This is a genomic window from Pseudomonas anguilliseptica, from assembly GCF_021375795.1.
GTDB classification, from domain to species: Bacteria; Pseudomonadota; Gammaproteobacteria; order Pseudomonadales; family Pseudomonadaceae; genus Aquipseudomonas; species Aquipseudomonas anguilliseptica_A.
Window position 1 is genome coordinate 140,798 of record NZ_JAEIOI010000002.1, and the last position, 25,661, is coordinate 166,458.

General features: G+C 60.3%; 25 protein-coding genes and 2 tRNA genes. 17 read left to right on the plus strand and 10 right to left on the minus strand.

The window, feature by feature from the left end:
- Positions 1-88: 88 nt before the first annotated feature.
- Positions 89-1,006: a choline sulfate utilization transcriptional regulator gene (locus tag IOD17_RS08465; protein WP_233684663.1), complete on the plus strand. Its 918-nt coding sequence runs from the start codon at positions 89-91 to the stop codon at positions 1,004-1,006.
- Here the strand turns inward: IOD17_RS08465 and IOD17_RS08470 are convergent.
- A complete protein-coding gene (locus IOD17_RS08470; protein ID WP_233684664.1) occupies positions 1,003-1,953 on the minus strand; it encodes a sigma 54-interacting transcriptional regulator in 951 nt (316 codons plus the stop codon). The two genes, IOD17_RS08465 and IOD17_RS08470, sit on opposite strands and share 4 nt — an antisense overlap.
- Positions 1,954-2,049: 96 nt before the next feature.
- Complete coding sequence (locus IOD17_RS08475) at positions 2,050-2,631, minus strand: alpha/beta hydrolase (RefSeq protein WP_233684665.1); 582 nt, start codon at positions 2,629-2,631, stop codon at positions 2,050-2,052.
- A gap of 261 nt (positions 2,632-2,892) precedes the next feature.
- On the opposite strand from IOD17_RS08475, the gene oscA reads away from it, so the two are divergent.
- The 5 genes from oscA to IOD17_RS08500 all read left to right on the plus strand — a co-directional run bounded on the left by oscA (position 2,893) and on the right by IOD17_RS08500 (position 7,095).
- A complete protein-coding gene (oscA, locus tag IOD17_RS08480; RefSeq protein ID WP_233684666.1) occupies positions 2,893-3,075 on the plus strand; it encodes a sulfur starvation response protein OscA in 183 nt (60 codons plus the stop codon).
- Positions 3,076-3,252: 177 nt separating this feature from the next.
- Positions 3,253-4,251, plus strand: a complete 999-nt coding sequence (locus IOD17_RS08485; RefSeq protein WP_233684667.1) for a sulfate ABC transporter substrate-binding protein — start codon at positions 3,253-3,255, stop codon at positions 4,249-4,251.
- A 147-nt stretch (positions 4,252-4,398) separates the two neighbouring features.
- Positions 4,399-5,217, plus strand: coding sequence for a sulfate ABC transporter permease subunit CysT (gene cysT, locus IOD17_RS08490; protein ID WP_233684668.1), 819 nt, complete (start codon positions 4,399-4,401; stop codon positions 5,215-5,217).
- A 10-nt stretch (positions 5,218-5,227) separates the two neighbouring features.
- Complete coding sequence (gene cysW / locus IOD17_RS08495; RefSeq protein ID WP_233684669.1) at positions 5,228-6,100, plus strand: sulfate ABC transporter permease subunit CysW; 873 nt, start codon at positions 5,228-5,230, stop codon at positions 6,098-6,100.
- A 2-nt stretch (positions 6,101-6,102) separates the two neighbouring features.
- Positions 6,103-7,095 (plus strand): sulfate/molybdate ABC transporter ATP-binding protein, encoded by a 993-nt coding sequence (locus IOD17_RS08500; protein WP_233684670.1) that lies wholly within the window; start codon positions 6,103-6,105, stop codon positions 7,093-7,095.
- A gap of 246 nt (positions 7,096-7,341) precedes the next feature.
- On the opposite strand, the gene IOD17_RS08505 is transcribed toward IOD17_RS08500, so the two are convergent.
- The 3 genes from IOD17_RS08505 to IOD17_RS08515 are packed head-to-tail and all read right to left on the minus strand — an operon-like array spanning position 7,342 to position 10,502.
- Entirely contained in the window at positions 7,342-7,686 is a 345-nt protein-coding gene (locus tag IOD17_RS08505; protein WP_233684671.1) for a YdbL family protein, read from the minus strand.
- 11 nt (positions 7,687-7,697) lie between these two features.
- Entirely contained in the window at positions 7,698-7,889 is a 192-nt protein-coding gene (locus IOD17_RS08510; RefSeq protein WP_233684672.1) for a YnbE family lipoprotein, read from the minus strand.
- A gap of 15 nt (positions 7,890-7,904) precedes the next feature.
- The gene (locus IOD17_RS08515) at positions 7,905-10,502 is read right to left on the minus strand and encodes an intermembrane phospholipid transport protein YdbH family protein (protein ID WP_233684673.1); all 2,598 of its coding nucleotides are present in this window, start codon (positions 10,500-10,502) and stop codon (positions 7,905-7,907) included.
- A 150-nt stretch (positions 10,503-10,652) separates the two neighbouring features.
- On the opposite strand from IOD17_RS08515, the gene IOD17_RS08520 reads away from it, so the two are divergent.
- The 4 genes from IOD17_RS08520 to rmuC all read left to right on the plus strand — a co-directional run bounded on the left by IOD17_RS08520 (position 10,653) and on the right by rmuC (position 14,145).
- A complete protein-coding gene (locus tag IOD17_RS08520; RefSeq protein WP_233684674.1) occupies positions 10,653-11,021 on the plus strand; it encodes an antitoxin Xre/MbcA/ParS toxin-binding domain-containing protein in 369 nt (122 codons plus the stop codon).
- A gap of 45 nt (positions 11,022-11,066) precedes the next feature.
- Positions 11,067-11,819, plus strand: coding sequence for an RES family NAD+ phosphorylase (locus IOD17_RS08525; protein ID WP_233684675.1), 753 nt, complete (start codon positions 11,067-11,069; stop codon positions 11,817-11,819).
- 370 nt (positions 11,820-12,189) lie between these two features.
- The gene (locus IOD17_RS08530; protein ID WP_233684676.1) at positions 12,190-12,594 is read left to right on the plus strand and encodes a tetratricopeptide repeat protein; all 405 of its coding nucleotides are present in this window, start codon (positions 12,190-12,192) and stop codon (positions 12,592-12,594) included.
- 189 nt (positions 12,595-12,783) lie between these two features.
- Entirely contained in the window at positions 12,784-14,145 is a 1,362-nt protein-coding gene (gene rmuC, locus IOD17_RS08535) for a DNA recombination protein RmuC (protein ID WP_233685209.1), read from the plus strand.
- An 84-nt stretch (positions 14,146-14,229) separates the two neighbouring features.
- Here the strand turns inward: rmuC and IOD17_RS08540 are convergent, their stop codons facing one another.
- Together IOD17_RS08540 and IOD17_RS08545 are read right to left on the minus strand one after the other, a co-directional pair.
- Entirely contained in the window at positions 14,230-15,120 is an 891-nt protein-coding gene (locus IOD17_RS08540; RefSeq protein ID WP_233684677.1) for a metal-dependent hydrolase, read from the minus strand.
- A gap of 14 nt (positions 15,121-15,134) precedes the next feature.
- Positions 15,135-16,913 carry an SDR family oxidoreductase gene (locus IOD17_RS08545; protein WP_233684678.1) on the minus strand — a complete coding sequence of 593 codons (1,779 nt, stop codon included), beginning with the start codon at positions 16,911-16,913 and terminating at the stop codon, positions 15,135-15,137.
- Between the two features lie 319 nt (positions 16,914-17,232).
- On the opposite strand from IOD17_RS08545, the gene IOD17_RS08550 reads away from it, so the two are divergent.
- Positions 17,233-18,060, plus strand: coding sequence for a MerR family transcriptional regulator (locus tag IOD17_RS08550; RefSeq protein ID WP_233684679.1), 828 nt, complete (start codon positions 17,233-17,235; stop codon positions 18,058-18,060).
- Here the strand turns inward: IOD17_RS08550 and IOD17_RS08555 are convergent.
- Positions 18,046-19,302: an MgtC/SapB family protein gene (locus tag IOD17_RS08555; RefSeq protein WP_233684680.1), complete on the minus strand. Its 1,257-nt coding sequence runs from the start codon at positions 19,300-19,302 to the stop codon at positions 18,046-18,048. The two genes, IOD17_RS08550 and IOD17_RS08555, sit on opposite strands and share 15 nt — an antisense overlap.
- Positions 19,303-19,450: 148 nt before the next feature.
- Between IOD17_RS08555 and IOD17_RS08560 the strand changes: the two genes are divergently transcribed.
- The 3 genes from IOD17_RS08560 (at position 19,451) to IOD17_RS08570 (ending at position 22,498) form a co-directional block, all read left to right on the plus strand.
- Positions 19,451-20,164, plus strand: a complete 714-nt coding sequence (locus IOD17_RS08560; protein ID WP_233684681.1) for an AzlC family ABC transporter permease — start codon at positions 19,451-19,453, stop codon at positions 20,162-20,164.
- On the plus strand, positions 20,164-20,493 hold the full coding sequence (locus IOD17_RS08565; RefSeq protein ID WP_233685210.1) for an AzlD domain-containing protein: 330 nt from the start codon (positions 20,164-20,166) through the stop codon (positions 20,491-20,493). The genes IOD17_RS08560 and IOD17_RS08565 overlap by 1 nt, the downstream gene beginning before the upstream one ends.
- 130 nt (positions 20,494-20,623) lie before the next feature.
- Positions 20,624-22,498: an MFS transporter gene (locus IOD17_RS08570; RefSeq protein ID WP_233684682.1), complete on the plus strand. Its 1,875-nt coding sequence runs from the start codon at positions 20,624-20,626 to the stop codon at positions 22,496-22,498.
- 57 nt (positions 22,499-22,555) lie between these two features.
- On the opposite strand, the gene sugE is transcribed toward IOD17_RS08570, so the two are convergent.
- Both sugE and rdgC read right to left on the minus strand, forming a co-directional pair.
- On the minus strand, positions 22,556-22,870 hold the full coding sequence (gene sugE, locus IOD17_RS08575; RefSeq protein ID WP_233684683.1) for a quaternary ammonium compound efflux SMR transporter SugE: 315 nt from the start codon (positions 22,868-22,870) through the stop codon (positions 22,556-22,558).
- Positions 22,871-23,026: 156 nt separating this feature from the next.
- Positions 23,027-23,947 carry a recombination-associated protein RdgC gene (gene rdgC / locus IOD17_RS08580; RefSeq protein ID WP_233684684.1) on the minus strand — a complete coding sequence of 307 codons (921 nt, stop codon included), beginning with the start codon at positions 23,945-23,947 and terminating at the stop codon, positions 23,027-23,029.
- A 266-nt stretch (positions 23,948-24,213) separates the two neighbouring features.
- Here rdgC and IOD17_RS08585 point away from each other — a divergent pair.
- The 3 genes from IOD17_RS08585 to IOD17_RS08595 all read left to right on the plus strand — a co-directional run bounded on the left by IOD17_RS08585 (position 24,214) and on the right by IOD17_RS08595 (position 25,283).
- Positions 24,214-24,289: transfer RNA gene (locus tag IOD17_RS08585), tRNA-Val, on the plus strand.
- A 21-nt stretch (positions 24,290-24,310) separates the two neighbouring features.
- Positions 24,311-24,387 (plus strand) — tRNA-Asp (locus IOD17_RS08590).
- Between the two features lie 188 nt (positions 24,388-24,575).
- Entirely contained in the window at positions 24,576-25,283 is a 708-nt protein-coding gene (locus IOD17_RS08595; RefSeq protein WP_233684685.1) for an FKBP-type peptidyl-prolyl cis-trans isomerase, read from the plus strand.
- Positions 25,284-25,661: the final 378 nt, after the last annotated feature.

Genomic DNA, 25,661 nt, shown 5'->3' on the forward strand with positions numbered 1-25,661 from the left:
ATTTATGCGAAAGTGCTGGCTTGATCATCCGGATTAGCAAAAGCTGGGTAAACCTGCTGTCAGCAGATGTATTGGATAACCTGAGCTTATGTTTGAACGCATCGATGGGGTGTCGCTGGATGTGCTGCGGGTGTTCGAGTCGGCCGCCCGCCAGCTGAGCTTTACCGCCGCCGCGAGTGAGCTGGGAACCAGCCAGCCGGCGATCAGCCAGCAGATCAAACGGCTGGAGCAGCAGCTGGCCACGCGCCTTTTCGACCGGGTGTATCGGGGCATTGCCCTCACCGATGCCGGCGAGTTGTTGCTGAGTTACGTGCAGGACGGCCTGCAGAGCCTGGATGCCGGGCTGCTGGCGGTCACCGCGCAACAGCAGCATGAAGTGCTGCAGGTGGCCACTGACTTTGCCTTTGCCGCCTACTGGCTGATGCCGCGCTTGCAGCGCTTTCACCAGCTGCATCCGGAGGTGGATGTCAGCCTGATCACCAGCGAGCGTGATCAGGGCACGCTGCCGGCGGAAATCGACGTGGCGATCAACTTCGGCGACGGGCGCTTCAAGCATGCCGAGGCGCAGCTGATGTTTCGCGAAGAGGTGTTCCCGGTGTGTAGTCCGCAGCTGCTCAGGGGGCGTGAGTTACCGCTGCCGGCTACTGCCCTGGCGAGCCTGCCGCTGCTGCACCTGCGCCCGGAAAACCGTTCGCGCTGGTTCGACTGGGCCGGGCTGTTTCGCGCCTTCGGCCTGCAGCAAACCCCAAGCCCCGGCAGCCTGCGTTTTGATAACTACACCCTGCTGATTCAGGCGGCGATTGCCGGGCAGGGTGTGGCCATCGGCTGGCGCCACCTGGTCGACGAACTGCTGACGCAGAACCTGCTGTGCCGCATGGGCGATGAAGTCGCGCATTCAACGATGGGCTATTACCTGGTGCTGCCGGAGCGCAAGCGCCGCCAACGCCTGACCCAGGTATTTGTCGAGTGGCTGCAAGCCGAGTTGGCCAAGGGGGCTGAGGTTTAACCGGCAAGCTGCTGCAGGCGCTGTTCGGCGTGCTGCAGCAGTTCACGCAGGTGGTTCAGTTGCTGGGGGGCAGCAGCATCGAAGAGCTGCGCAAGGCCATGCTGAATAGCTGTCAGGGGCGCCACGCTGCCGGCCAGGTTGAGGTGTTGGCTGAGAATCTCATCGCCACTGCTGACCAGCAGGGCGAAGTGGATGACGTTTTCCAGCTCGCGGGTATTGCCTGGCCAGCTGTGTGCTTCCAGGCGCTGCTGCGCCGACTCGCTGATGGCGGGCAGTGGCAGGCTCAGGCGCTGGGCGTAGATGCCGAGGAAGTATTCCGCCAGCGGCAGTATGTCGCCAATGCGTTCACGCAGCGGTGGCAGGTTGAGGCGGCCGTCGCTCAGGTAACCGTATAAGCGCTCATTGAATTTGCCCGCGGTCACCGCCTGGGCCAGGTTGATGCTGGTTGCTGCGAGCAAGCGGACATCCGCCGGGCTTGGCTGGCTGGCGCCGACGCGCAACGCTTCGCCGGTTTCCAGGGCGCTGAGCAGTTCGCCTTGCAGCGGCAGCGGCAGGTCGCCGATTTCATCCAGATACAAGGTGCCGTTGTTGGCGGAACCGAACCAGCCGGCCCGGCTGCTGGCCGTGCCTTGATGGGCGCCGGCGGCATAGCCGAACAGCTCGGCCTGGGCATGTTTGCTGCTCAGGCCGCTGCAACTGAGCGCGACAAACAATCCCGGCCGCTCGCTGGCGCGGTGGATATGCCGCGCCAGCAGTTCCTTGCCAGTGCCAGTCTCACCTTCGATCAACAGTGGCAGGGGTTGCGTGGCGAGTTGCTCGACCTGATCACGCAGCTGCTTGGAGCGTGGGTCGATAAACACCAGCGCCTTGGCGCGGATGCTCAGTGGGCTTTTTTCCGCATCGGGAAAGGTCAGCAGCGGCTGGCTGCTGAAATTGTTCTGGCTCATTAACAAGTCTCCAGCCCTGCTCGGGCGGCAGGGCAGGTTGCATGATCTTTCAGTAGGCAGGCACCTTGCGGCGTCTGGCTTATATGCCGGGGGCGCTCAGGCGCGGCGGCGTGCGTGCTGCTCTATGCGGCCTTGCAGGCGATAGAGGTAGGCAAAACCCTGCTCCCAGCGTTGATGCCCGGACCTCACATTGATATGCCCGGCACCGCTGAGGATGGCTACATCGCTGCCCCAGTCGCGGGCCAGTTCGATGGCCCGTGCGGCGCTGGCGGCGGCGTCGTTATCCGAGCCGACCAACTGGCTGGGGAACGGCAGCGGGTGCTGTGGAATCGGTGCAAAGTTCTGCAGGGCTGCGGGGCAGTTGGCGCGCTCCACGTCCGCCGGTGCGACCAGCAGTGCAGCGCGTACGCGCCGTAGTAGCTCGACCGGAGCCTGGTTGGCCCAATGGGCCACGGTAATGCAGCCCAGGCTATGGGCAATCAGGATGGTCGGGCGCGGGTCATTGGCGATACTGCGTTGCAGTTCGGCCACCCAGGCTGCGCGCTCGGGGTTCAGCCAGTCAGCCTGTTCGACCCGTGCACTGTTCGGCAGGCTGCGTTGCCAGTGGCTTTGCCAATGATCGTCGGCCGATCCTTGCCAGCCCGGCACTATCAGGTAGCGGATAGTTTCGTTGCGCATCGTGCGCCCTCCTGCACGTTTTAATGGCTGCAGTGTAGGCAGGGGTTTTGAATATCAAAAAGAATAAGAACTTATTTGCTTATTCCATATTTTGATTTTCTTGAGCGCTTCTTAATAGTGGTCTTCATATTTCTAAAAATTATATAAATGTTCTTAAATAATATTTTTAAGAATATTCGATGCTCTCTACTATCCGCTCCACACCCACTGACTACGGCCAGTTTTCGCCAGTCGCATGGGGCTATTTCAAGGAGCAATACCATGACCGCAACCCTCCGTAACCTTGAAGGCCAGGACGACGCCAGCATCCTGCGCGAGATCCAGGCTGCGCTGAATGGCCTGAAGTTCGGCTCGGTGGAAATCACCGTGCACAACGGCCAAGTCGTGCAGATCGAACGTAAAGAGAAATTCCGCTTGCAGGCTCCGGCCGGCAAGAACGCCTGATTCGCTACACCAACACCGAGCCTCAAAACCCGACTGGACCACCGGAGGGTGTGAGCATGAACCGAGCAGAAGCCATGAGCACACACCGGTATTGCGCTGGTCATTCGCGAATGCGCTGTTGACCTTCAACCCCTAAGAAAAAACCAACACACAATCGAAGAATTTAGGAGTCGCACCATGTCCATTCGCCGTTTTGCCCTCGCTGCCCTTGCCAGCGCCCTGATCGCAGGCCCGGTGGCCGCCGCAGAAACCCTGCTCAACGTGTCCTATGACCCGACCCGTGAGCTGTATGTTGATTTCAACAAGGCTTTCAACAAGTACTGGCAAGACCAGGGCAACGAAGCTGTGACCGTCCAGCAATCCCATGGTGGCTCGGGCAAACAGGCCCGTGCGGTAATCGATGGTCTGCGCGCTGACGTGGTGACCCTGGCCCTGGCCGGTGACATCGACGAGCTGTACAAACTCGGCAAGCTGATCCCGGAAAACTGGCAGGAGCGCCTGCCGCAATCGAGCACGCCGTATACCTCGACCATCGTGTTCCTGGTGCGCAAAGGCAACCCGGAAGGCATCAAGGATTGGGATGACCTGGTCAAGCCGGGCGTTGAAGTGATCACCCCGAACCCGAAAACCTCTGGCGGTGCGCGCTGGAATTTCCTCGCCGCCTGGGCCTACGCCCAGCAGAAGTACGGCAGCGAAGAGAAAGCCCAAGAGTTCGTCGAGAAGCTCTACAAGAACGTGCCGGTACTCGACACTGGCGCGCGTGGTTCGACCATCACCTTCGTTAACAACCAGATCGGTGACGTGCTGCTGGCCTGGGAAAACGAAGCTTTCCTGGCGCTGAAGGAAGAGGGCGGTGACAACTTCGAGATCGTTGCACCGTCGCTGTCGATCCTCGCCGAGCCGCCGGTAGCTGTGGTTGATCAGAACGTCGACAAGAAGGGCACCCGCAAAGTAGCCGAGGCTTACCTCAACTACCTGTACAGCGATGAAGGTCAGCGTCTGGCCGGCAAGCACTTCTACCGTCCACGTAACGAGGCGATTGCTGCCGAGTTCACCAAGCAGTTCCCTGCGCTGAAGCTGGTCACCATCGACAAGGACTTCAACGGTTGGAAAACCGCGCAGCCGAAGTTCTTCAACGACGGTGGTGTATTCGATCAAATCTATCAGGCGCAGTAAGCCAGGTAGGCCAGGGGTGGGTTAGCCGTGCGCTGCCCACCCTTTGTTGTGTAAGCGTCGGCCTTGTTGCAGGTCAGCCGGAAAGGGCGACACCGGCGGCAGGGCTGATTTGAGCGTTCCAACGCAGAAGCAGATTAAGGACAGATAATGTCTCGTCGTACTTCCCCGGTCATACCCGGCTTCGGGCTGACGCTGGGCTACACCCTGGTGTACCTCAGCCTGTTGGTGCTGATTCCCCTGGGTGCCATGTTCGTTCACGCCGCTCAGCTCACCTGTGCTGAATTCTGGGCCATCATTTCTGCACCGCGCGTGCTGGCAGCGCTGAAACTGAGCTTTGCCACTGCCTTCGCCGCGGCCATTATCAACGGCATTATCGGCACATTGCTGGCTTGGGCGCTGGTGCGTTACACCTTCCCGGGGCGCAAGATTATCGAAGCGATGATCGACCTGCCGTTTGCCTTGCCCACTGCCGTTGCCGGTATTGCCCTGACTGCCCTGTATGCCCCAAGCGGCCTGGTCGGTCAGTTCGCCACGGACCTGGGTTTCAAAATTGCTTACACCCCGTTGGGTATCACCCTGGCGCTGACCTTTGTCACGTTGCCGTTTGTGGTGCGCACCATTCAGCCGGTGTTGGCCGATATCCCTCGTGAGGTCGAAGAAGCCGCAGCTTGCCTGGGTGCCAAGCCGCTGCAGGTGTTTCGCTATGTGCTGCTGCCGGCCTTGTTGCCCGCCTGGCTGACCGGCTTCTCGCTGGCCTTTGCGCGTGGCGTGGGTGAGTACGGCTCAGTGATCTTTATCGCCGGCAATATGCCGATGAAGACCGAGATCCTGCCGCTGCTGATCATGGTCAAGCTCGACCAGTACGACTATCACGGCGCCACGGCTATTGGTGTGCTGATGCTGGTGGTCTCCTTCATTTTGCTGCTGCTGATCAACCTGCTGCAGCGCCAGATCGCCAAGTCCTGAGGAGGTCGCCATGTCTTCTACATCTCTGACAGCGGCCTCTTCGGCCAATGCCGCTCGTCGCGGTAACGTACTCGGTCGCCGGCTGCTGATCATCAGCGCCTGGTTGGTGTTTGCGCTGTTTTTGCTGTTGCCGCTGTTTATCGTGCTGAGCGAAGCGCTAAAGCAGGGTGTTGGCACGTTCTTCGGTGCCATCTTCGAGCCAGATGCCATTTCCGCCTTGAAGTTGACCCTGCTCGCGGTGGGCATTTCGGTGCCACTCAACCTGGTGTTCGGCGTGGCCGCCGCCTGGTGCGTGAGCAAGTACGAGTTTCGCGGCAAGAGCATTCTGGTCACCCTGATCGACCTGCCGTTCTCCGTTTCGCCGGTCATCGCCGGTCTGATCTATGTGCTGTTGTTCGGTGCCCAGGGCTTCTTCGGCCCATGGCTGCGTGAGCACGATATCCAGATCATTTTCGCCTTGCCGGGTATCGTTCTGGCCACGGTGTTCGTTACTGTACCTTTCGTGGCCCGTGAGCTGATTCCGCTGATGCAGGAGCAAGGCACCCAGGAAGAGGAGGCCGCGCGCCTGCTCGGTGCCAATGGCTGGCAGATGTTCTGGCACGTCACCCTGCCGAATATCAAATGGGGTCTGATCTATGGCGTGGTGCTCTGTACGGCACGGGCCATGGGCGAGTTCGGCGCGGTGTCGGTAGTGTCTGGGCACATTCGCGGTTACACCAATACGCTGCCGCTGCATGTCGAGATTCTTTATAACGAATACAATCACGTCGCCGCCTTCAGCGTCGCCAGTCTGCTGTTGCTTCTGGCGCTGTTTATCCTGCTGCTCAAGCAGTGGAGCGAGTCACGCATTAACCGCCTGCGCCACAAGGCTGAGGACGAATAACCATGTCGATCGTAATTTCCAACGTCAGCAAGAACTTCAATGCGTTCAAAGCGCTGAACGATATCAACCTGAATATCCAGAGCGGCGAACTGGTTGCGTTGCTTGGCCCGTCTGGCTGCGGCAAGACCACTTTGCTGCGCATCATCGCCGGTCTGGAAACCCCGGACAGCGGCAATATCGAGTTCCACGGCGAAGACGTCTCCAACCATGACGTGCGCGACCGTAACGTCGGTTTCGTGTTTCAGCATTACGCGTTGTTCCGCCACATGACCGTGTTCGATAACGTCGCCTTCGGCCTGCGCATGAAGCCCAAGAATCAGCGCCCGAACGAAAACGTGATCAAGAAGAAGGTCCACGACCTGCTCGATCTGGTACAGCTTGACTGGTTGGCAGATCGCTACCCTGAGCAGCTGTCCGGTGGCCAGCGTCAGCGTATTGCCCTGGCCCGCGCTCTGGCGGTGGAACCGAAAGTGCTGCTGCTCGACGAACCCTTCGGCGCCCTCGACGCCAAGGTGCGCAAGGAGCTGCGCCGTTGGCTGGCACGTCTGCACGAAGAAGTGCATCTGACCTCGGTGTTCGTGACCCATGACCAGGAAGAGGCCATGGAAGTGGCTGATCGCATCGTGGTGATGAACAAGGGTGTGGTCGAGCAGATCGGCTCGCCGGGCGAGGTGTATGAGAACCCAGCCAGTGATTTCGTCTACCACTTCCTTGGTGATGCCAACCGCCTGTATGTCGGCGATGATCACCATGTGCTGTTCCGCCCGCACGAGATTCACCTCTCGCGTCAGGCTGAAGAAGGCCAGCAGGCCGGTGAAGTGCGCGATATTCGCCCGCTTGGCGCGATCACCCGGGTGACCCTCAAGGTTGCCGGGCAGGCTGAGCCCATCGAAGCGGAAGTGGCCAAGGATCACCTCAGCCTGACTAACCTCACTCGCGGTGAAACCCTGTACTTCAAACCGAAAGCGGGGCAGCCGGTGATTCAGCAGCGCTGAGCGCCTGCATACGATCTGCTGCGCGTCGGCCCTGCGGCGTTAAAAACAGGCTCGGCAAGCCGCTTGCGGCTAACGCGCTTTAGCGCGAACCGAAGGGCGAGTAAAACGAGTAATGCTCATGTACAAAAGTACACTCCGCTTCCTCGCCTGTTTTTGCCTTGCAGGACTCTAGCTCGCGAGATCGTAAGTAGGCTCTGGTAAAACCAACAAGGAGCGCAATGCGCTCCTTGTTTTTTGCGGTTCAGACTATTTGCGTTGCCACTTGCCCTGCAGCTGGATGTATTGCCCGGCCGGAGTCTTGTCGATGGCCTTCTGCCCGGCGATGGCTTCCACATCGCTCAGCTGAATACCGTTTTGCGCGGCCAGCTTCTGGTATTCGGCACGGCGTGCCTGGTTGATCAGCTTGGCGATTTCCGCGGCCTGGCCACCCGCACTGACAACCCCGAGGTAGCCGTTGGGCATCTCGCCCAACTGGCCACTGGCTTTGGCATCGCCCAGGGCCGACATGGCTTCATTGAGGTTCAGGGCTACGGCCGGCAGGCTAAGGCTGAGCAGCAGTAACAGGCTGGCAAGGCGTTTATAGATATTCATGCTCGGGCTCCTTAGAACAATCCGCTGGATTCGCTGAACATGCTGTCCAGGGCTTTATCCACCTTGATATAGATTTCGTGCTCGATCTTCACGTTGAGGTTGATGTTGATCGGTTCATTGGGCATCGCCAGCTGTACGGTTGGGGTGCAGGCCGTGCTGAGCGGGCCTAGCAGCAGGGCGGCGAAATAACTACGCAAGCGCATGGCGCTTCTCCTTGATCATGGCTCTGTCGGGGCCGTCTTGGCATTACGTTCCAGCATACGCTGTTGCACGCGTTGCTTGATGATATCGCTGACCTTGTCGGTCAGTTGCAGGCTGGCCAGCAGGGTCGGTATGTCTTCTTCCAGGTTGATGTTGAAGTGGATCGGTCGGCCCTGTTCGATGGCCGGATTCTGTCCTTCCAGGCGCATGGTCAGGGCCAGCTTGCCTTGCTGGTTGTAGTCGACCTGACTGCTCAGGGTGGTGAAGCGAAAGTCCTCGAGTGATTGGGTGACCAGTTGCATGGCCGGGTTGCTGCGGCCCAGGGCGCGAATGCGCTCGGAGTGAAACTGCAATTGCCCGCCCGGTGCGCGGGCGCTCAGCTGCCCCTGTGTGATGGTCACGCCCTGGCTGCTGATCTGCAGCGGTAAGTTGCCGTCCAGGGTGCCCGTGCCGGATAAACCTTCTGTGGGATAGAGGATAAACAGCTGCTCAAGTTCCAGGCCCTGCACCTCGATGGGAAACTGCAGCGATTCTGCTGCCAGGTCCCAGCGTCCGGCGGTCAGTCGTAGCCGACCGCCCATCAATGCCGTTTGCGCGTGCTCAAGCTGCAATTGGCCTTTGTCGGGGGCATGCAGGTCGGCGTTGTAGCGGCCTTTGAGCTGCAGCGGACCCAGTGGAATACCTGGGTTGGCCTGTTCCAGGCGCAATTCACTGACATTCAGCTCGAGCCGGCGCGGGTCAAGACGCAGCGCCATTTGACTGTCCAGGCCCTCCAGTGCCGTGCGGTCATAAATCCCACCAAGACCTTTGCCCGTGAGTGTGACGTTGACTGTGGGCTGTTGCTGGTCGCTGGCCAGGTTCAGCGTCGCGTCGGCATTCAGTCGGCCATTGTTCAACTCCAGCAAGGCTGGCCAGGCGCTGAAGCTGCCTTGCAGCGGGTTGCCGCTGCGCAAAAACAGCTCTGCCAGCTGGGCGTGCAGATTCAGCCCCTTGGCTTGGCTGTGTTGCAGCTGCAGTTTGAGTTGCAAGGCGGCATCGTTACGCAGTGTGCCATCGAGCTGCACCTGTTCCTGAGAGGCCACCAGCGGACCCTGCCAATACCAACGCTGCGGGCGCAGTTGAGCATGCTGCAGCTGTGCGCTGAGCTCGATTGGGCCTTGCAATTGCCAATCATGCAGCGTGCCATCGGTTAGCCGGCCCTGCAGTTGCAACCCGCTGCTGCTGAGCTTGAGTTGCTCAGCCTGCAGCTCGGTATTGCCGACGCGCTGCAGGCTGAGTTGCGTGCCTTTTTCCAGCTTGAGCATCAACTGTTCCGGATCGAGGTATGCGTTGATCAGCAGTTGTGCCTGGCCGGCGCCGAGTTGCACCTGTTCCAGCTGCAGCGCCGGGCTACTGGCCGTCAGCTTGCCTTCCAGTACTTGCAAGCCCCAGGGCAGGCCGTTGGCCAGTGCCAATGTGCCTTCCAGGTTGAATGGGCTGCGTCCTTGCCCACGCAATTGCAGCTGCAAGGGCAGGGCGCGTCCGCGCAACTGTTCGACCAGGTTGTCCGGCATCTGTGTAGGCTGAATTGTCAGCTGCAAGGCGTCGGGCCTGAGTGCTACCGGCAGGTCGCTGGTCAGCTCGCCGGGGATCTGCGTGAGGTTGAGGTCGGCAATTAGGCTATCGGCCAGCCATTGCCCATGCAGCGTGTGAGCGGAGAGGCCGAGCTGGCCTTGCACCAGGCCGATGTTTGGAATTGGCCAGGGTGCTGGCAGGTTGGCACTGGCTTGCAATTGGCCGCTGGCCTGTTGCAGTTGTTTCAGGTCAAGTGGCCCCGGGGGCAGTTGCAGTTGCCAACTGGCCTGCAGTTGCGCCGCTGCTGACGCCTCAGCTAACTGGCTGCTGTCAGGCAGCCACTGGTGGAGCCAGCTGTGCAACACATGGCCCTGGGCCAATTCGCCGTCGAGTTCTCCCTGCCAGAGCTGACCACTGGCTGTGTGCTGTAAGCGACTGCTGAGCCGCAATTGCGGTTGCTGGTTGATGGCCAGACTCAACTGCAAGGCTGCGCTTGTGGCTTCGCCTTGCAGCTGGGCGTGCCAGCGCAGTTGATCTTGCTGGTGTTGCAAGTTGAGCTGCAGGTCAAGTTGCTGTGTGGCTGTACGTGCCTGTTTACGCAGCTGCAGATCGCCCAGCAGCTGGCAGCGCATTTCGGCACAGGGCAGCTCGATCTGCAGGGTGGCGATTTCTAGTTGTTGCGGTAGCAGGCCGATCAGCTTGGTCAGTTGTTCGGGGTGCAGCGTTGGGGCAGCGGCCTCAGTGGGCGTGGTTTCACTGCGTGTCGGCAGCTGTAGTTGCAGGCGTGCAAGCGCAATCTGCTGCCAGAACGGCGGTGCCAGGCTGAAGCCGCGCCAGGCCAGCTGTAAATGGTGCAGCTGCACGGTGGCGGCTGGGTGTTCCAGGCTGAGCTGCTCAAGCTGGATGCCTTGGGTGGAGATGCCCAGCCCCTGCCAGTTGAGGTGGCTGACCTGTGCACGTTCAAGCGTGCGGCTCAGGCTCAGGTAGCCTGCTGCGCCAAGCAGCAGGAGCAGTAAAACCAGGTAAGCAAGCAGTCGCAGCCAGGTGCGCCGGCCGGGCATAAGCACTGATCCAGAGTGGTGAGTTGTGTGGCTGGACGTTAACCCATGTCTGCCAGGCTGCCAATGAATGCTTAAATGGCGCTGTGTAAATGCAGCATTTAGTGATATTTTTGTTTGAAACAGACATTGATTGGCAGAGGGGGAATCGTGATGAGTGCGTTGATTCGACCGGTCGCCGATGCAGATGCGGTACTGGCCAAGGCGCTGCTCAATACCCGTGAGCAACTGGGGCTGACCCAGCAGGAGCTGGCAGACATCGTGGGTGTACACCGCACAGCCATCTCGCGCTGGGCGGAGGGCGGCCTGCGGGTGCAGAGTAAAACCGGCGAACTGGCCTTGCTGCTGATTCGGGTATACCGCTCACTGTTTGCCCTGTTCGGCGGCAACCTGGCGGATATGCAGCATTTTCTGCGTACCGATAACCGCCATCTGGATGCACCGCCACTGGCGCTGATGTTGCAGGTACAAGGGTTGGTGCGGGTGGTGGAATATCTCGATGCGATTCGTGGCAAAGCCTAGAGCGCGTAGCGCGCAACAATAATAAAAGTTAAGGACAACGCCATTATGGAAATCTGGCAACACTGCCAAGGCCCGCAGCAGATCAAGCCATTGCGCGGCCGCCTGGTGCGTCTGGTGGAAAGTCAGGCCCAGGTCGCGACCCTGCAACTGGTCGATACCCTCGCTGAACAGGCGTTGCTTGAGGAGCTGCTGGAAACCAGCAAACCACCGCTGCCGCAGAGTGCCGAGCCACTGCATTACCTGCTGAAAACCCCGTTCCGTTATCCACCGCTGCGCTGGGGCTCGCGCTTTGGTTCGGTGCATGAGCCGAGCCTGTTTTACGGCGCACTGCGTATCGACACCGCCATGGCTGAGGCCGCGTATTACCGCTTTCTGCTGTGGGACGGCATGAGCATCGCGCCGCCCAGTGGGCGCATCCTTTCCGAGCATTGCACCTTCGAGGCGCGCTATCAGGTTGCCCGCGGCATTCAGTTGCAGCATCCGCCGTTTAGCGATTTCCAGGCCGAACTTTGTCACGCCAGCGCTTATCAACCTTGCCAGGTATTGGGTGCAGCCATGCGTGGGGCAGGGGTGGAAGCGTTTGAGTACCGTTCAGCGCGCTGCCCGCAGCAGGGTAACAACGTGGCGCTGTTTGTCCCGAGCGCGCTGGCAGAAAAGCGCCCGCGCAATCTGCTGAGCTGGTTGTGCGAAACCACGGCGGAGTATGTGGCATTCAAGAATGCCCAGGTTCCCGATACCCCCAGGGTCTTCCACCTGGTCGCCTACCAGCGCGACGGCCGCCTGCCACGCCCGGCCTAGACAGGCGCGCAATCTGCCCTGAAAAAGGGCAGTGCGACGGCATGACGCAGCGACTTGTGCACAATTGCGATGCGCCTTGTCAAGCAAGATGCAGTGCTTGACGTAAACCCTTGATTCTTTTTGTTGATTCTATAAGTCAATGAAAAATATAGATTTTTTGCGTTGGTGAAAAAACCACCAGTTTGACTCTGAGGCCCATGCCATAGGCGCTCAAGGCGCTTGCTCCCATGTTATCCACGAAGTTATCCACAGCTTCTGTGGATTAACCCGAGCGCTTGCTCTAGGTCGCCTTCTCAGGCTTTTTTGCAAGGCTTTACCTTGGCGAAAAAAGGAGTAGAGTTGCGCGCCTTTCCGGCTACCGCTGCTTTTTATGCCTCGCGCAATTACTCGTCTGTCTGCTGTACCTGTTAATGCTCCACGCCTGCCAACTCGTGTTGCGCTCTGGCTACTGGACAGCCCCCGTCTCGGTGATGCCCCCAGCATCAAACGTTTTGCCGGTCGACTGCTTAAGCAACCCGCTTTGCAGGGCGTGGTGCCGGCGCAGACTCGCCTCGGGCAATTACTCTGCCGTGATTGTGGCAACCCGCGTGATCGGCGCATGGGCTTTGAGTTGCTGCGTCAGGCCGCGCGTGCCGGCGATGTGAGTGCTCAACTCGAACTCGGCCAACTGTATAGCCAGCCTCGTCATAATGAACCGCAGCAGGCTCGGCACTGGCTGGAGCTAGCCGCGGGGCAGGGTTCGCTAGAGGCGCAGCAACTGCTTAAACAGCTCTGACGCAAGGGGCCGCTCTGCAAGAATACTGGTTATACTGCCAGTACTTTTCTGCGGAGCTGCTCAATGCCCATCGATCTCTCCACCGCGCTGGCGCCAGCTGTGCTCGGTTTTGCCGCCGCTGCATTGCCTCTTCTTTACCTGGCTTGGTCACAGCAACGCCGCCTCAACGTCCAGCAGCTGGATTTCAGCCTGCTACAGGAACGCCTGAATAATGCGCAGCTAGCGCAGACCGGCCTGGCTGCGCAGCTGGATGATTGCCGCGAGGAAGTTGCTGCGATCAGCGAGATCAAGGCTGATCAGCAGGCCGAACTGGCCGCACTGCGCCGTGAGGCCGACTTGCTGCAACAAGAACGGCAGATCGCCCGCGAAGCCGCTCAGGGCTGGGTCAGTCAGCGTGAACAGCAGGAAGCTGAAATCCGCCGCCTGGATGCCCAGCGCGCTGCCCTCAGCGCCGAACTTAGAGAACAGCAAGACAGCCACCAACAGCGTCTGAGCGACCTGCAAGGCTCGCGCGATGAATTGCGTGCGCAGTTCGCCGAGTTGGCCGGGAAAATCTTTGATGAGCGCGAGCAGCGCTTTGCCGAAACCAGCCAGCAACAGCTTTGCCAGTTGCTTGATCCGCTCAAGGAGCGCATCCAATCCTTCGAAAAGCGTGTGGAAGAGAGCTATCAGCAGGAAGCCCGTGAGCGTTTTTCCCTGGGCAAGGAGCTGGAGCGTCTGCAGCAGCTCAACCAGCGTCTGGGCGATGAGGCGACCAATCTGACTCGCGCCCTTAAGGGGCAGAAGACCCAGGGTAACTGGGGTGAACTGGTGCTGGAGCGGGTGCTGGAGCATGCCGGGCTGGAGAAGGGGCGCGAGTACCAGACCCAGGTTAGCCTGAAGAGCGCCGATGGCGAACGCTTCCAGCCCGATGTGCTGATCCAGTTGCCCGGTGACAAACAGGTGGTGGTGGATGCCAAAGTCAGCCTGACCGCCTACCAGCAGCTTGTTGCCGCCGAAGATGAGACCAGTCGGCAGCAGGCGCTCAAGCAGCATGTGCTGTCGCTGCGCAGCCATTTGAAGGGCTTGTCGCTCAAGGATTACCAGCGCCTGGAAGGCCTGCACAGCCTGGATTTCGTGTTGCTGTTTGTGCCAATCGAAGCGGCCTTCGCCGCCGCCTTGCAGGCCGATCCCGGTCTGTTTCAGGAGGCCTTCGATCAGCATATCGTCATCGTCAGCCCGACCACGCTGCTCGCTACCCTGCGGGTGATCGACAGCCTGTGGCGGCAGGAGCGCCAAAGCCAGAATGCCCGCGAGATAGCCGAGCGCGCCGGCGCGTTATACGACAAGTTCGTCGCCTTTATCCAGGATCTGGATGAAATGGGCGCACGCCTGCAGCAGCTGGACAAGGTCTATGCCGGCGCGCGCAACAAGCTCTGCGAGGGCCGCGGCAATATCATCAGCCGGGTGGAAAACCTCAAACTGCTAGGCGCTCGCGCCAGCAAGAGCCTGCCTGTCGAGCTGCTCGAACAGGCGGCCGGGGTGATGGTGCTGGATGAGGTTGGCGAATAAGGTATGCGCCGCGTCTGTAGGAGCGGGCCATGCCCGCGAACCTGAACAGACGGGTCATTCGCGGCCACGGGCCGCTCCAGCGGATTAGGCGCTGACAGCGCCTTTCTCGGCGGCCGCCCGTTGTGCCGCCGGGGAGTTGGCCAGGTAATCCAGCGCCACGCGAATATCACCTTCGGTGCGCGGGTGATAACCGGGGTTGAAGTAGCGCAATACCGAGCGGCCGATGCTGCCCATACGCGGCAGCAGGCCACGCTTACCCAGTTGATACCAGAGGTAGAGGAAACCGGGACGGTAACGGGTTACCGGGTCCTGGCGCATCATGGTTCTCATCCCCATGCTGAACAGGAAGATCAGCGCGGGCGTGGCAATCAACATATACACCCAGCGCATCAGCACACTGCCGCCGATATGCACGTGCAGGTCGTGAGCCACGCTGCGGTGTTCGACTTCTTCGGCGCCGTGCCAACGCAGCAGGTCGAGCATCACCGGGTCGGCGTGGTCGAGGCTGCGGGTGGTGATGATCCAGTCACCCAGCACGCAGGTGAAATGCTCCACTGCGGCGATCAGGCCGACTCGCTGACGCAGCCACCAGGGCTGCAGCCAGCGGCTGATGGCGTTGTCGCCCAGGGGGAAGTCGCACAACACGCGATCGAACAGCCAGTGGATCGGTCTGGTGAAGGGCGTTGGGTCGATACCGTGGCGCAGCAGGTAGGGCGTGAGCGCGCTGTCGTGGGCGCGGGCATGCTGCGCTTCCTGTTTGACGAAACCTTGCACGTCGTCGCGCAACTGCGGATCGGTGACCAGCGGCAGGGCCTTGTTGTAGACCCGGCAGAACCAGAACTCGCCGGCCGGCAGGATCAGGTGCAGGCTGTTCATGATATGCGAGGCTTCCGGCTCGTTCGGCACCCAGTGCAGCGGGGTATCGGCGAAATCGAAGCGCACTTTGCGTTGTTCCAGGCGGTGCTGTTCGGTCATTCTGATTCTCCTTGTCAACCGGCCAGGTTCAGGCGGGCGAGGGCACGCGACAGCCAGGGCGCGAAGCGCCATTGGGCGATGCTCAGGTGCGCTTCGGCACCCACGGCGACTACTGCCTGGTTGCGTTCGATGCCGCGCAGCAGGCGGCTGGCTACGGTTTCCGCGCTGAGGTTGCGTTTGCTGTACAGGCGCTGGGTTTTGGCTTGCTGCTTAGCTTCGGCCTCGACACTGAGGCCATTGAAGCGGGTGGCCTGGATGATGGCGGTGTTGACCAGACCCGGGCACAGCGCGGTAACGCCGATGCCGTGAGCTGCCATTTCTGCGCGCAGGCATTCACTGAGCATGAGTACCGCAGCCTTGCTGGTGGCGTAGGCCGGGTAGTTGCGCGACGGCACAAAGGCCGCTGCCGAGGCGGTGTTGACGATATGCCCGCGTTTTCCGGCCTTGATCATCTGCTGGGCAAACAGCCGGCTGCCGTCGATCACGCTCCACAGGTTGATGCGCAGCAGGCGCTCCCAGTCGGCATTGCTGGTGTCGAGCATGCTTCCGGCCATGCCGATGCCGGCATTATTGATGACGATATCGGGGCTGCCGAACTCGCTTTCCACCCAGCTGGCGAACGCCGCCATGGCGTTGCTGTCACCCACATCCAGTTGATAGACAAAGGCTTCGCTACCCAGGCTTCTCGCCTGTGCGGCGCTGGCTTCGGCTGCTGCCAGGTTGATGTCGGCAGCCAGCACGTTGGCACCCTGCCTGGCGAACTCCAGCAGGGTAGCGCGGCCGATTCCGGAGCCGGCTCCGGTGACGATCACCAGTTTGCCGCTGTAGTTCCCGGTATTGGCTTTGACCTGTGCCTGCTGCAGCGCGCGGCTGCTGCCATCGCCTTGCAGGTGCTGGATAAATTCACGCAGCCACAGGGCCAGTTGCTGGGGTTCGGCCAGTAGCTGCCAGTGCCCGGCGCGCACTTCGCGACGCCATAACTTGGGGGCCCAGTGCTGCAACCGGTCAAACAGTTGCGGGCGCACAAAGCGGTCTTCAGTTGGCACGATCAGCTGCACCGGGACGTCGGTGTGGCGCAGGCGAGGTTTGAACAGGCTGCGGATAAAGTTGGCGCGGTACAGCTTGACCCCGTGTACACCGTCGGAGCGCTGGCTGCTGCTGACCGCGACATTGCGCAGGCCTTCGACTTTACGCAGCAGGCCAGGCCAGGCGCGATCAAGGCCCAGGCGCCAGGTCAGCTCGGGTAGCCATGGCGTGTGAAACAGGGCGATGTACCAGGAGCTGAGCAGTTGACCGAGCACCTGCAGCAGTGCGCGCGGGCGTTTCTGTTTGAGCTTGTCGCGCATCCAGTGGCCTACATGGTCTAGGCAGGGGCCGGAGATACTGGTGTAAGAGGCCAGCAGAGGTTGAATACGCGGTTCGGTCACCGCTTCCCAGGCCTGGATCGAACCCCAGTCGTGGGCCACCAGGTGCACGGGCTGGTTGGGGCTGAGAGCCTTGATCACCGCTTCCAGATCGTTGGCCAGCTTTGCCAGGTGATAGTCCAGGCGCTTGCGTGGAATATCCGAGGCACCGAAGCCGCGTACGTCGTAGGCAATGATCTGGTAGTCGGCGGCCAGTTCACGTACCAGCGGCAGCCAGACTTCGTGGCTGTCCGGGTAGCCATGCACCAGCAGCAGGGTCGGGCCATCTGTTTTGCCCCAGCGGTAAGCGGCCAGTTCCACCCCATCGCCCTGAATGCGCAGGTGTTCGCCCTGCAAGGGCTCGTGTGGCAACACGACAGGCGCGTTCATGCGCGCACCTGCTGTACGTTTGCAGGGCGAACCGGCCGAGTGAGGAGGGCGAGGTCGAGGGGCATGCGGCGTCTCCATGGGTTATGACTGTTACATCATTTGATGTCATGGTTATTGTTGGACGCTCCGCAGGTGTCTGCCTAGCCATTGCGCAGACTCAATCCAGCCTCTGTTACGGTGTTACTGATATGGCTGCACGCCTTGTGCCATGGGGCTTTGCCTGGGGTTGGCAGGGTTGCGCGCGACCAAGGGTTGGGCAAGTCCAGCCCTTGGTTGGGGCGGTTGTTGGCTGGTTACTCGTGCGGCTATGATCGCCGCCATGCAAACAGCCTCCGCTTTTCTCCAGCGTTTATTAGGCAGCGCCGCCCCTGTGGTGGAAGCGGTGTCTGTAGAGTATCGCGTCGATGATCTGGCCCAGGCCGCGCAGACCAGCGTGCGCAATGTGCGTGCCTATCAGGATCAGGGGCTATTGCCGCCGCCTGAGCGGCGTGGTCGGCTGGGGATCTACAACGGTGAGCACCTGGCGCGGCTGAAGCTGATCGGCCAGCTGCTGGAGCGTGGTTACAGCATCGCCAGCATTCGTGAGCTGTTCGAGGCCTGGGCGCAGGGGCGAGATCTGGCCCATGTGCTGGGTTTGGAGCAGGCCATTCAAGGGCCGGGGCAACCGGAGCAGGCCGAGCAGCTGTCCTTTGCCCAGCTGCAGGCGCTGTTTGGCGAGGTGCTGGATGATCAGGTGATCGAGCGGGCTCTGGCTCTCGGCCTGCTGGAGTTCGCCGGTGACCATCTGCGTGTGCCCAGCCCCAAGCTGTTTGCGGCCGGGCTTGAGTTGTACCGCGCGGGTATTCCTTTGCCGGCGTTACTTGATGAGCTGGCAGCCATTCGCGGGCATGTGCAACAGGTGGCCACGGGCATTGTCACGATGATTACCCAGCAGCTGGTCAACCCGCTGCTGCACAGTGAGCTGCCGCATGCTGCTGACCTTGAAGGGCTCAGTGTGCAGTTGTTGCAACTGCGGCCCCTGGTGGAACAGGTTGTCGTCGCCGAACTGGCGCGCAGTCTGCCCGAGGCGGCCAATCGCGAATTGAGCGAGCGGGTGCATAAGTTGCTGGAAGGTTTTTTGCGCGCCGATCCTTCAAAGCAGCAGTAAGACCGCCGCCCCCGCCAGCAGGCCGACTGCCATGACCGGCAATGTCATCAGTGCCAGCTGGCGGCCGCCAATCAATGCCACGAGAAAGCCCTTGACCAGACTGTTGCTCAGCGCGGCGAGAAAGATCCCCTGCACGGCGACCTGTGCATCCAGTTCACCCTTGGCGCTGCGCGCCAGTGACAGGGTGATGGCATCCACATCGGCCAGCCCCGAAAGCAGCGCCACCAGATAAACGCCGACATCGCCAAGCCAGTGTTGGGCGGCTTCGACCATCAATAAAATCAACGCCAGTAACGCGGCAAAGCGCAGTGCGGGGCCCAACTCAAATGGGTTTTTCAGCGGCGGTTCGGCCTGTTCTTCGCTCTCCGTGCCGGCGCGACGGAAGTAGAGCAACGCGCCGGCGGCATACACCAGGGTGGCGATGCCCAGCGGCCAGACCAGTTGCGGTAACAGGCTGGCGTTGACCAGGCCGACCTCCAGCAATACCCGTGGAAACATCAACGCCGAGGTGGCGAGCAGGCCGCAGGCCAGAATCGCCTGCAGGCTGCGCCCCGGCGCCAGACGCGCCAGGGTTACGGTCATCGCCGTGGATGACACCATGCCGCCGAGCAATGCGGTGATCAGCAGGCCATGACGCATGCCGATCAGGCGAATGGCCACATAGGCGGCAAAGCCGATGCTGGCGATCAGCACCACCATCCACCAGATGGCGTAGGGGTTGAAAGCCTGCCAGGGGCCGTAGCCCTGGTTGGGCAGCGCCGGCAACAACACCAGGGAGATGAACAGCAGCTTCAGTGCGCCGGACAGCTCCGTTTCACTGAGGCGTTGCAGGGCACCATGCAGCGATTGCTTGAGGCTCAGCAGCAGCGCCACGGCCACCGCACCGGCCGCCGCCAGCCCGGCATAACCGGCCATGGCCAGGCTGCCGAGCAAAAAGGTGATCAGCAGCGCCACCTCGCTGGTCAGGCCCATATCACCCACGCGTTGCAGTTCGCCAAAGTAGGACGCCACCACCAGCAAGGCAAAACCGCTGAAGATCACCGCCCAGGCGATGACCCCGAAGTGCTCGCCGAGCAGCATGGCAAAGGCGCCGAGCAGGCTGCTCAGGGCGAAGGTGCGAATCCCCGCGACCAGCTGCGCGTCCTCGGTATTGCGCCCCTGCCAGCCGCGTTCGGCACCAATCAGCAGGCCAGCGGCCAAGGCGCTGGCGAAGTTCAGCAGGGTGTCGAGGGCTTCCGGCATGGGCAGATCCTGAGTGGGCGATGTGGGCAGTCTAGCCAGTGCGTGTTGGGCTGTATTGCGGCAGGTCAGCCAGCGGCGTTATAGCTGCGCAAGATTGTTCAAGACGCCGCGGCTGCGATGCGCCAGGCTATGCAGCAAAGGAGGGCGCATGAGCCGTTTGCAGCAGTTTCTCTATGGGGTGCGTGACAGTATTGCGATGATCGTCGGCATTCTGCCGTTTGGCTTGATCTATGGTGCGCTGGCCAGCCTGGCCGGGCTTAGCCTGGGGCAAGCTTTGGGTATGTCGATGTTGGTGTATGCCGGCTCGGCGCAGTTTATTGCCATCAGCCTACTGACCCTGGGCAGTGGTGCGGTGGTGATTCTGCTCACCACCCTGGTGGTCAATCTGCGCCATGTGCTCTACAGCGCGGCGCTGCAGCCCTATGTGGGTGGGCTGCCGCAGCGTTGGCGGGTGCCGCTGGCGTTCGGCCTGACTGATGAAACCTTTGCGGTGGTGCAGCGCCGCTATCTGGCGCGCGGCATGACCGAGCACGGCCAGTGGTATCACGCCGGTGTTGCGCTGGCCTTGTACCTGTCCTGGGTATCGAGTTCGCTGGTCGGTGCACTGTTTGGCCAGAGCGTGCCGAACCTGGCGGGCTGGGGGCTGGACTTCGCCATGCTGGCGACCTTTATCGGTATCGTCGTTCCGGCGCTGCGCAATCGCCCGCAAATTGCCGCAGCCCTGGTGGCTGGTGCGGCTGCGCTGCTCTGTCATGCCTGGCCGTATAAGCTGGAGTTGATGGCCGCAGCCCTCAGCGGTATTGCCGTCGGTGTATGGTTGGAGCGCCGTAACACGCCGGCTGTCGCTGGGGAGGGCGCATGATGGAAACCTGGCTGCTGATCCTCGGCATGGCGCTGATCACCTTTGTGATTCGCTACAGCCTGTTTGCTTTTCCCGATCTGCGCTTTCCGCCGCTGGTTCGCCAAGGCTTGCATTACGTACCGACGGCAGTGCTGAGTGCTATTGTGCTGCCCGGCATGCTGATACCCGATGGTCAGCACTGGGCGTTCGGCCTGGACAATGCCTACCTGTTGGCGGGGCTGGCGACCATTGCTATCGCCGCATTGACTCGGCATCTGCTGGCCACTATCGGCGGCGGCCTGCTGGTGTTCTTCGTGCTGCGTGCTGTGCTGGGGCAGTTACCGCTGTAAGCGCAAGGTTCTTGCACCTGATTTGATAGAAAATGCAGCAAAAAACGCGCATGGCTGTGGCTTTGTCGGGTGTTCTTGCAGTCAAATGCCTGAAAACACCCGCTGGCCACTGCACACAGGTACACGGACGATGACCGAACACTCCCAATTCGCGTTGCTGGGTAAAAAGCGCTTCCTGCCATTCTTCCTGACCCAGTTACTGGGTGCCTTCAACGACAACATCTTCAAGCAGTCACTGATACTCGCCATCCTGTTCAAAATCAGCTCCGGGGCGGACAAGTCCTTGCTGGTCAATCTCTGTGCTTTGCTGTTTATCCTGCCGTTCTTCCTGTTCTCGGCCCTGGGTGGACAGTTGGGCGAGAAGTTCACCAAAGACTCGTTGATCCGCAAGATCAAGTTCGCTGAAATCCTCATTATGCTGCTCGGCGCCGTTGGCGTGCTGCTCGGCAACCTGCCACTGATGCTTGCGGTGCTGTTTGCCATGGGCACTCAGTCGGCGCTGTTTGGCCCGGTGAAGTACTCGATCCTGCCGCAGCACCTGGAAGAGCAGGAACTGGTGGGCGGCAACGCGCTGGTGGAGATGGGTACATTCCTGGCTATCCTTGCCGGCACCATCGGTGCAGGCATCATCATGGCCAGCAGCGCCTATGCGCATATCGTCGCAGTAGCCGTGGTGCTGGTCGCGGTGCTGGGTTATCTGGCCAGTCGCGGTATTCCTGCAGCCTCGGCGGCCATGCCGCAGCTCAAGCTGGACTGGAACATCGTGCGCCAGTCCTGGGCGACCATGAAGCTGGGCCTGGGCCAGCGCCCGGCCGTATCACGCTCACTGGTGGGTAACTCCTGGTTCTGGTTTCTCGGTGCGGTGTACCTGACGCAGATTCCGGCCTATGCCAAGGAATGGTTGTACGGCGATGAAAGCGTGGTGACACTGATTCTCACAGTGTTCTCGGTGGGCATTGCGCTGGGTTCGATGCTTTGTGAGCGCATGAGCGGGCACAAAGTGGAAATCGGTCTGGTGCCGTTCGGTTCGATTGGCCTGACCCTGTTCGGCATTCTGCTCTGGTGGTTCTCCGGTGGCTTCCCCGAGGCAGCAGTGGCCCACGACTGGCTGTCGGTCATGAGCTATAGCCAGGCCTGGTGGATTCTTGGCTCGATTCTCGGCATTGGTCTGTTTGGCGGCTTCTACATCGTGCCGCTGTATGCGCTGATCCAGTCGCGCACTGTGGAGCATGAGCGGGCGCGAGTGATCGCTGCCAATAACATCCTCAATGCCTTGTTCATGGTGATCTCGGCGATTGTTTCGATCCTGTTTTTGAGCATCGCTGATCTGTCGATTCCGCAGCTGTTCCTGACCATTTCGCTGATGAACATCGCGGTCAACAGCTACATCTTCAAGATCGTCCCCGAATTCACCATGCGCTTTATGATCTGGCTGCTCAGTCACTCGATGTACCGGGTTGAGCACAAGGGGCTGGACGCGATTCCCGACGAGGGCGCGGCGGTATTGGTGTGCAACCACGTGTCGTTTGTTGATGCGCTGCTGATTGGCGGTGCGGTGCGCCGGCCGGTGCGTTTTGTCATGTACTACAAAATCTACAACCTGCCGGTGCTCAATTTTATCTTCCGCACCGCCGGTACTGTGCCGATTGCCGGGCGCAGTGAAGACCTGCTGATCTACGACGCCGCGTTCAAGAAAATCGCCGAATACCTGCGCAATGGCGAGGTGGTGTGCATCTTCCCAGAAGGCAAGTTGACCAGCGATGGCGAACTCAATGAGTTCAAGAATGGCATCGAACGTATCGTCTCGGAAAACCCGGTGCCGGTGATTCCAATGGCATTGCAGGGGCTGTGGGGCAGCTTTTTCAGCCGTGACCCGCACAAGGGTTTCTTCAAGCGCCTATGGTCGCGTATCACCCTGGTGGCGGGCGAGCCGGTGGCGGCAGAAGCGGTCAAGTGCGAGTTGCTGCAGGCTCAGGTAAGCGCCTTGCGTGGTGAACGGCGCTAGCCTGCCGGATAAAAAAAGCCCGCCAATCGGCGGGCTTTTTTATGGTGTGTCACTTACTCAGTGGCTGAGTTTCAGGCCGAGCAAGCCACAAACAATCAGCGCCACACTGGCCAGGCGCATGAGTGTCACGGCCTCGCCAAACAGGATGATGCCGGCGATAACCGTGCCGACTGCGCCGACTCCGGTCCAGATGGCATAGGCGGTGCCCAGTGGCAATTCCTTCATGGCCAGGCCGAGGAGTCCCAGGCTGATGAGCATGGCGGTCACGGTGAGCAGGGTAGGGAGCGGGCGGGTAAAACCGTCGGTGTACTTCAGGCCTACGGCCCAGCCGACTTCGAACAGGCCAGCCAGCAGCAGAATAATCCAGGACATAAAAACCTCCATCAACAGTACAGATGGGCCGTCCCGAAATGGTCACTCGTGGAGTGGCGAGGTCGTCCTCACGCTGTGCAGTATTTTGCACATTAGCTGGTTTGTGGCAAGCGCAGAGGATCAATGGTCACATCCTCTGCGCTTACACGCAGGTGTTTAGATGCCTTGCGGAATCTCTTCGCCGCCCAGGGCTTCGAATAGCGCCGGGAGGAAGTCCACCAGGGTCAGCATCATCAGGGTGAAGCTGGCGTCCTGCTGGCCGAGGTCGTCGTCACCACCGTCCTGTTCGGCCTGATCTTGCAGCAGGTCTTCGAAGCGCAGGCGCTTGACCACCAGTTTGTCGTCGAGCACAAAGGACAGCTTGTCCTGCCAGGCCAGGGACAGTTGCGTGACCTGCTTGCCCGCGCTCATGTGCAGCTGGATCTCGTCGCTGGTCAGGTCCTGACGCTTGCAGCGCACCACACCGCCGTCTTCATGGGTGTCGCGCAGTTCGCATTCGTCCAGTACGTGGAAGTCCGGAGCCGCCTGCTGCACCTTGACCCAGTCGGTGAGGGTGGCACTGGGGGCGATCTTCACGGTCAGCGGGCGTACCGGCAGCGAGCCGATGGCTTCGCGCAGGGTCGACAGCAGGTCTTCGGCGCGCTTGGCGCTGGCCGAGTCCACCAGGATCAGGCCCTGCTTGGGAGCGATGGCCGCGAAGGTGGCAGACTTGCGGATAAAGGCCCGTGGCAGGAAGGTCTGCACGATGTCGTCCTTGAGCTGGTCGCGCTCCTTCTTGTAGACCTTGCGCATCTGCTCGGCTTCGATCTCGTCAACCTTGTCCTTCAACGCATCACGCACCACGCTGCCGGGCAGGATGCGTTCTTCCTTGCGTGCAGCAATCAGCAGGAAATCACCGCTGGCATGCACCAGTTGCGCATCAGGACCTTTGCCGAAAGGCGCAATAAAGCCATAGGTGCTGAGTTCCTGGCTGGCGCACGAGCGGGCCGGTTTGGCCAGAAGCGCCGTTTCGAGGGCCTCGGCATCAAACGGGATGTCCTGGGTGAGGCGATAAACCAGCAGGTTACGAAACCACATAAGGGGGTGAATCTCCATTAACAGACCTGCCGGCAGCAGCAGGTATCACAAGTCGTCAGCACCTTGCGCAGATGCTGTTTCAGGTTGGCCGCTGCGCTATGACCGCTTGGCGAACCTATGCGTTGCATTCGGGGCGCATTATTCCCCCGAGTAATGCTCAAGGCCAAGTCTGCGCTAAGCCTTTGCTGCATCAATAAAAAATTTTTAAAACAGGGCTTGCCAAGGTGCAGTTGGCTCTCTAAAATGCGCCCCACTTCGAGAGTGAAGGGTGATTAGCTCAGCCGGGAGAGCATCTGCCTTACAAGCAGAGGGTCGGCGGTTCGATCCCGTCATCACCCACCAACTCGCTTTTCGAGGTTACGCGCAGCGGTAGTTCAGTCGGTTAGAATACCGGCCTGTCACGCCGGGGGTCGCGGGTTCGAGTCCCGTCCGCTGCGCCATTTTTTCCTCGCTTCATCCCCTCTGTGACACTTCGCTTCAATCCGCAAAACTCTCTCAGTAAATTCAGCTAAACATCTGAACTTATACGCATTTTCTGTCTCCTATCACGGTAGCCAGTGATCGCGGCAGCCTGCTAAGCTCGCGCTTTCACACCATTGCCCTAGGGCGCACCGAACAAGGAACAAGCATGAAACAGCATCGTTTAGCAGCGGCGGTCGCCCTGGTTGGTCTGGTTCTCGCAGGCTGTGATTCGCAAACCAGCGAAATCACCCTGGAAACCCCAGCGCAGAAAGCGTCCTATGGTATCGGCCTGAACATGGGCAAAAGCCTGGCTCAGGAAGGCATGGATGACCTGGATTCCAACGCTGTTGCGCAAGGCATCGAAGACGCCATTGGCAAGAAAGAGCAGCGTCTGAAAGACGAAGAGTTGATCGAAGCCTTTGCCTTCCTGCAAAAGCGTGCCGAAGAGCGCATGGTGGCGCTGAATGCCGAGTCGGCCAAAGCCGGCAAGAAATTCCTTGAAGACAACGCCAAGCGTGAAGGCGTAACCACCACTGCTTCCGGCCTGCAGTACGAGGTGGTGAAAAAGACTGACGGCGCCCAGCCGAAAGCCACTGATGTGGTAACCGTGCACTATGAAGGCAAGTTGACTGATGGCAGCGTCTTCGATAGCTCGGTTGAGCGTGGCAGCCCGATCGACCTGCCGGTCAACGGTGTGATCCCAGGTTGGGTCGAAGGTCTGCAGCTGATGCACGTTGGCGAGAAGTACAAACTGTACATTCCGAGCGAGCTGGCTTATGGCGAGCAGAGCCCGACTCCGGCCATTCCGGCTAACTCGGTACTGGTGTTTGATCTGGAGCTGATCGCGATCAAAGACGCCGCCGCTCAAGAGTAATTCCAGGCTGTTTCAGACAACGCCCCGTTTCGACGGGGCGTTGTCGTTTACGGCGTATAAATTCGGCACTTTTTGCTTGACTGGCAGGTCTCAAAAGGCCTGTGTGGTTGTATTGGTGTTACGGTTATGCACATTTCTCAGACGGCCTGTGGCAGTTATCGGTAACTCTTGCGTAGAAACCCTTTGATATTATTAAGTTATTGATTTATATGGGTATTTATCGTGTGAGCAAAAAATGCCCGATCTGTTGCGAGGCCCCGTGGGCTGGGCGTTTGCCAGGCTTATCGAGAATCTGTTCACAAGGTTATCCACAGCTTTAGTGGATAACCATGGCAAGCCCAGTACGCATGCGGGATTGCCGGGAGATGGTGAGGAAAG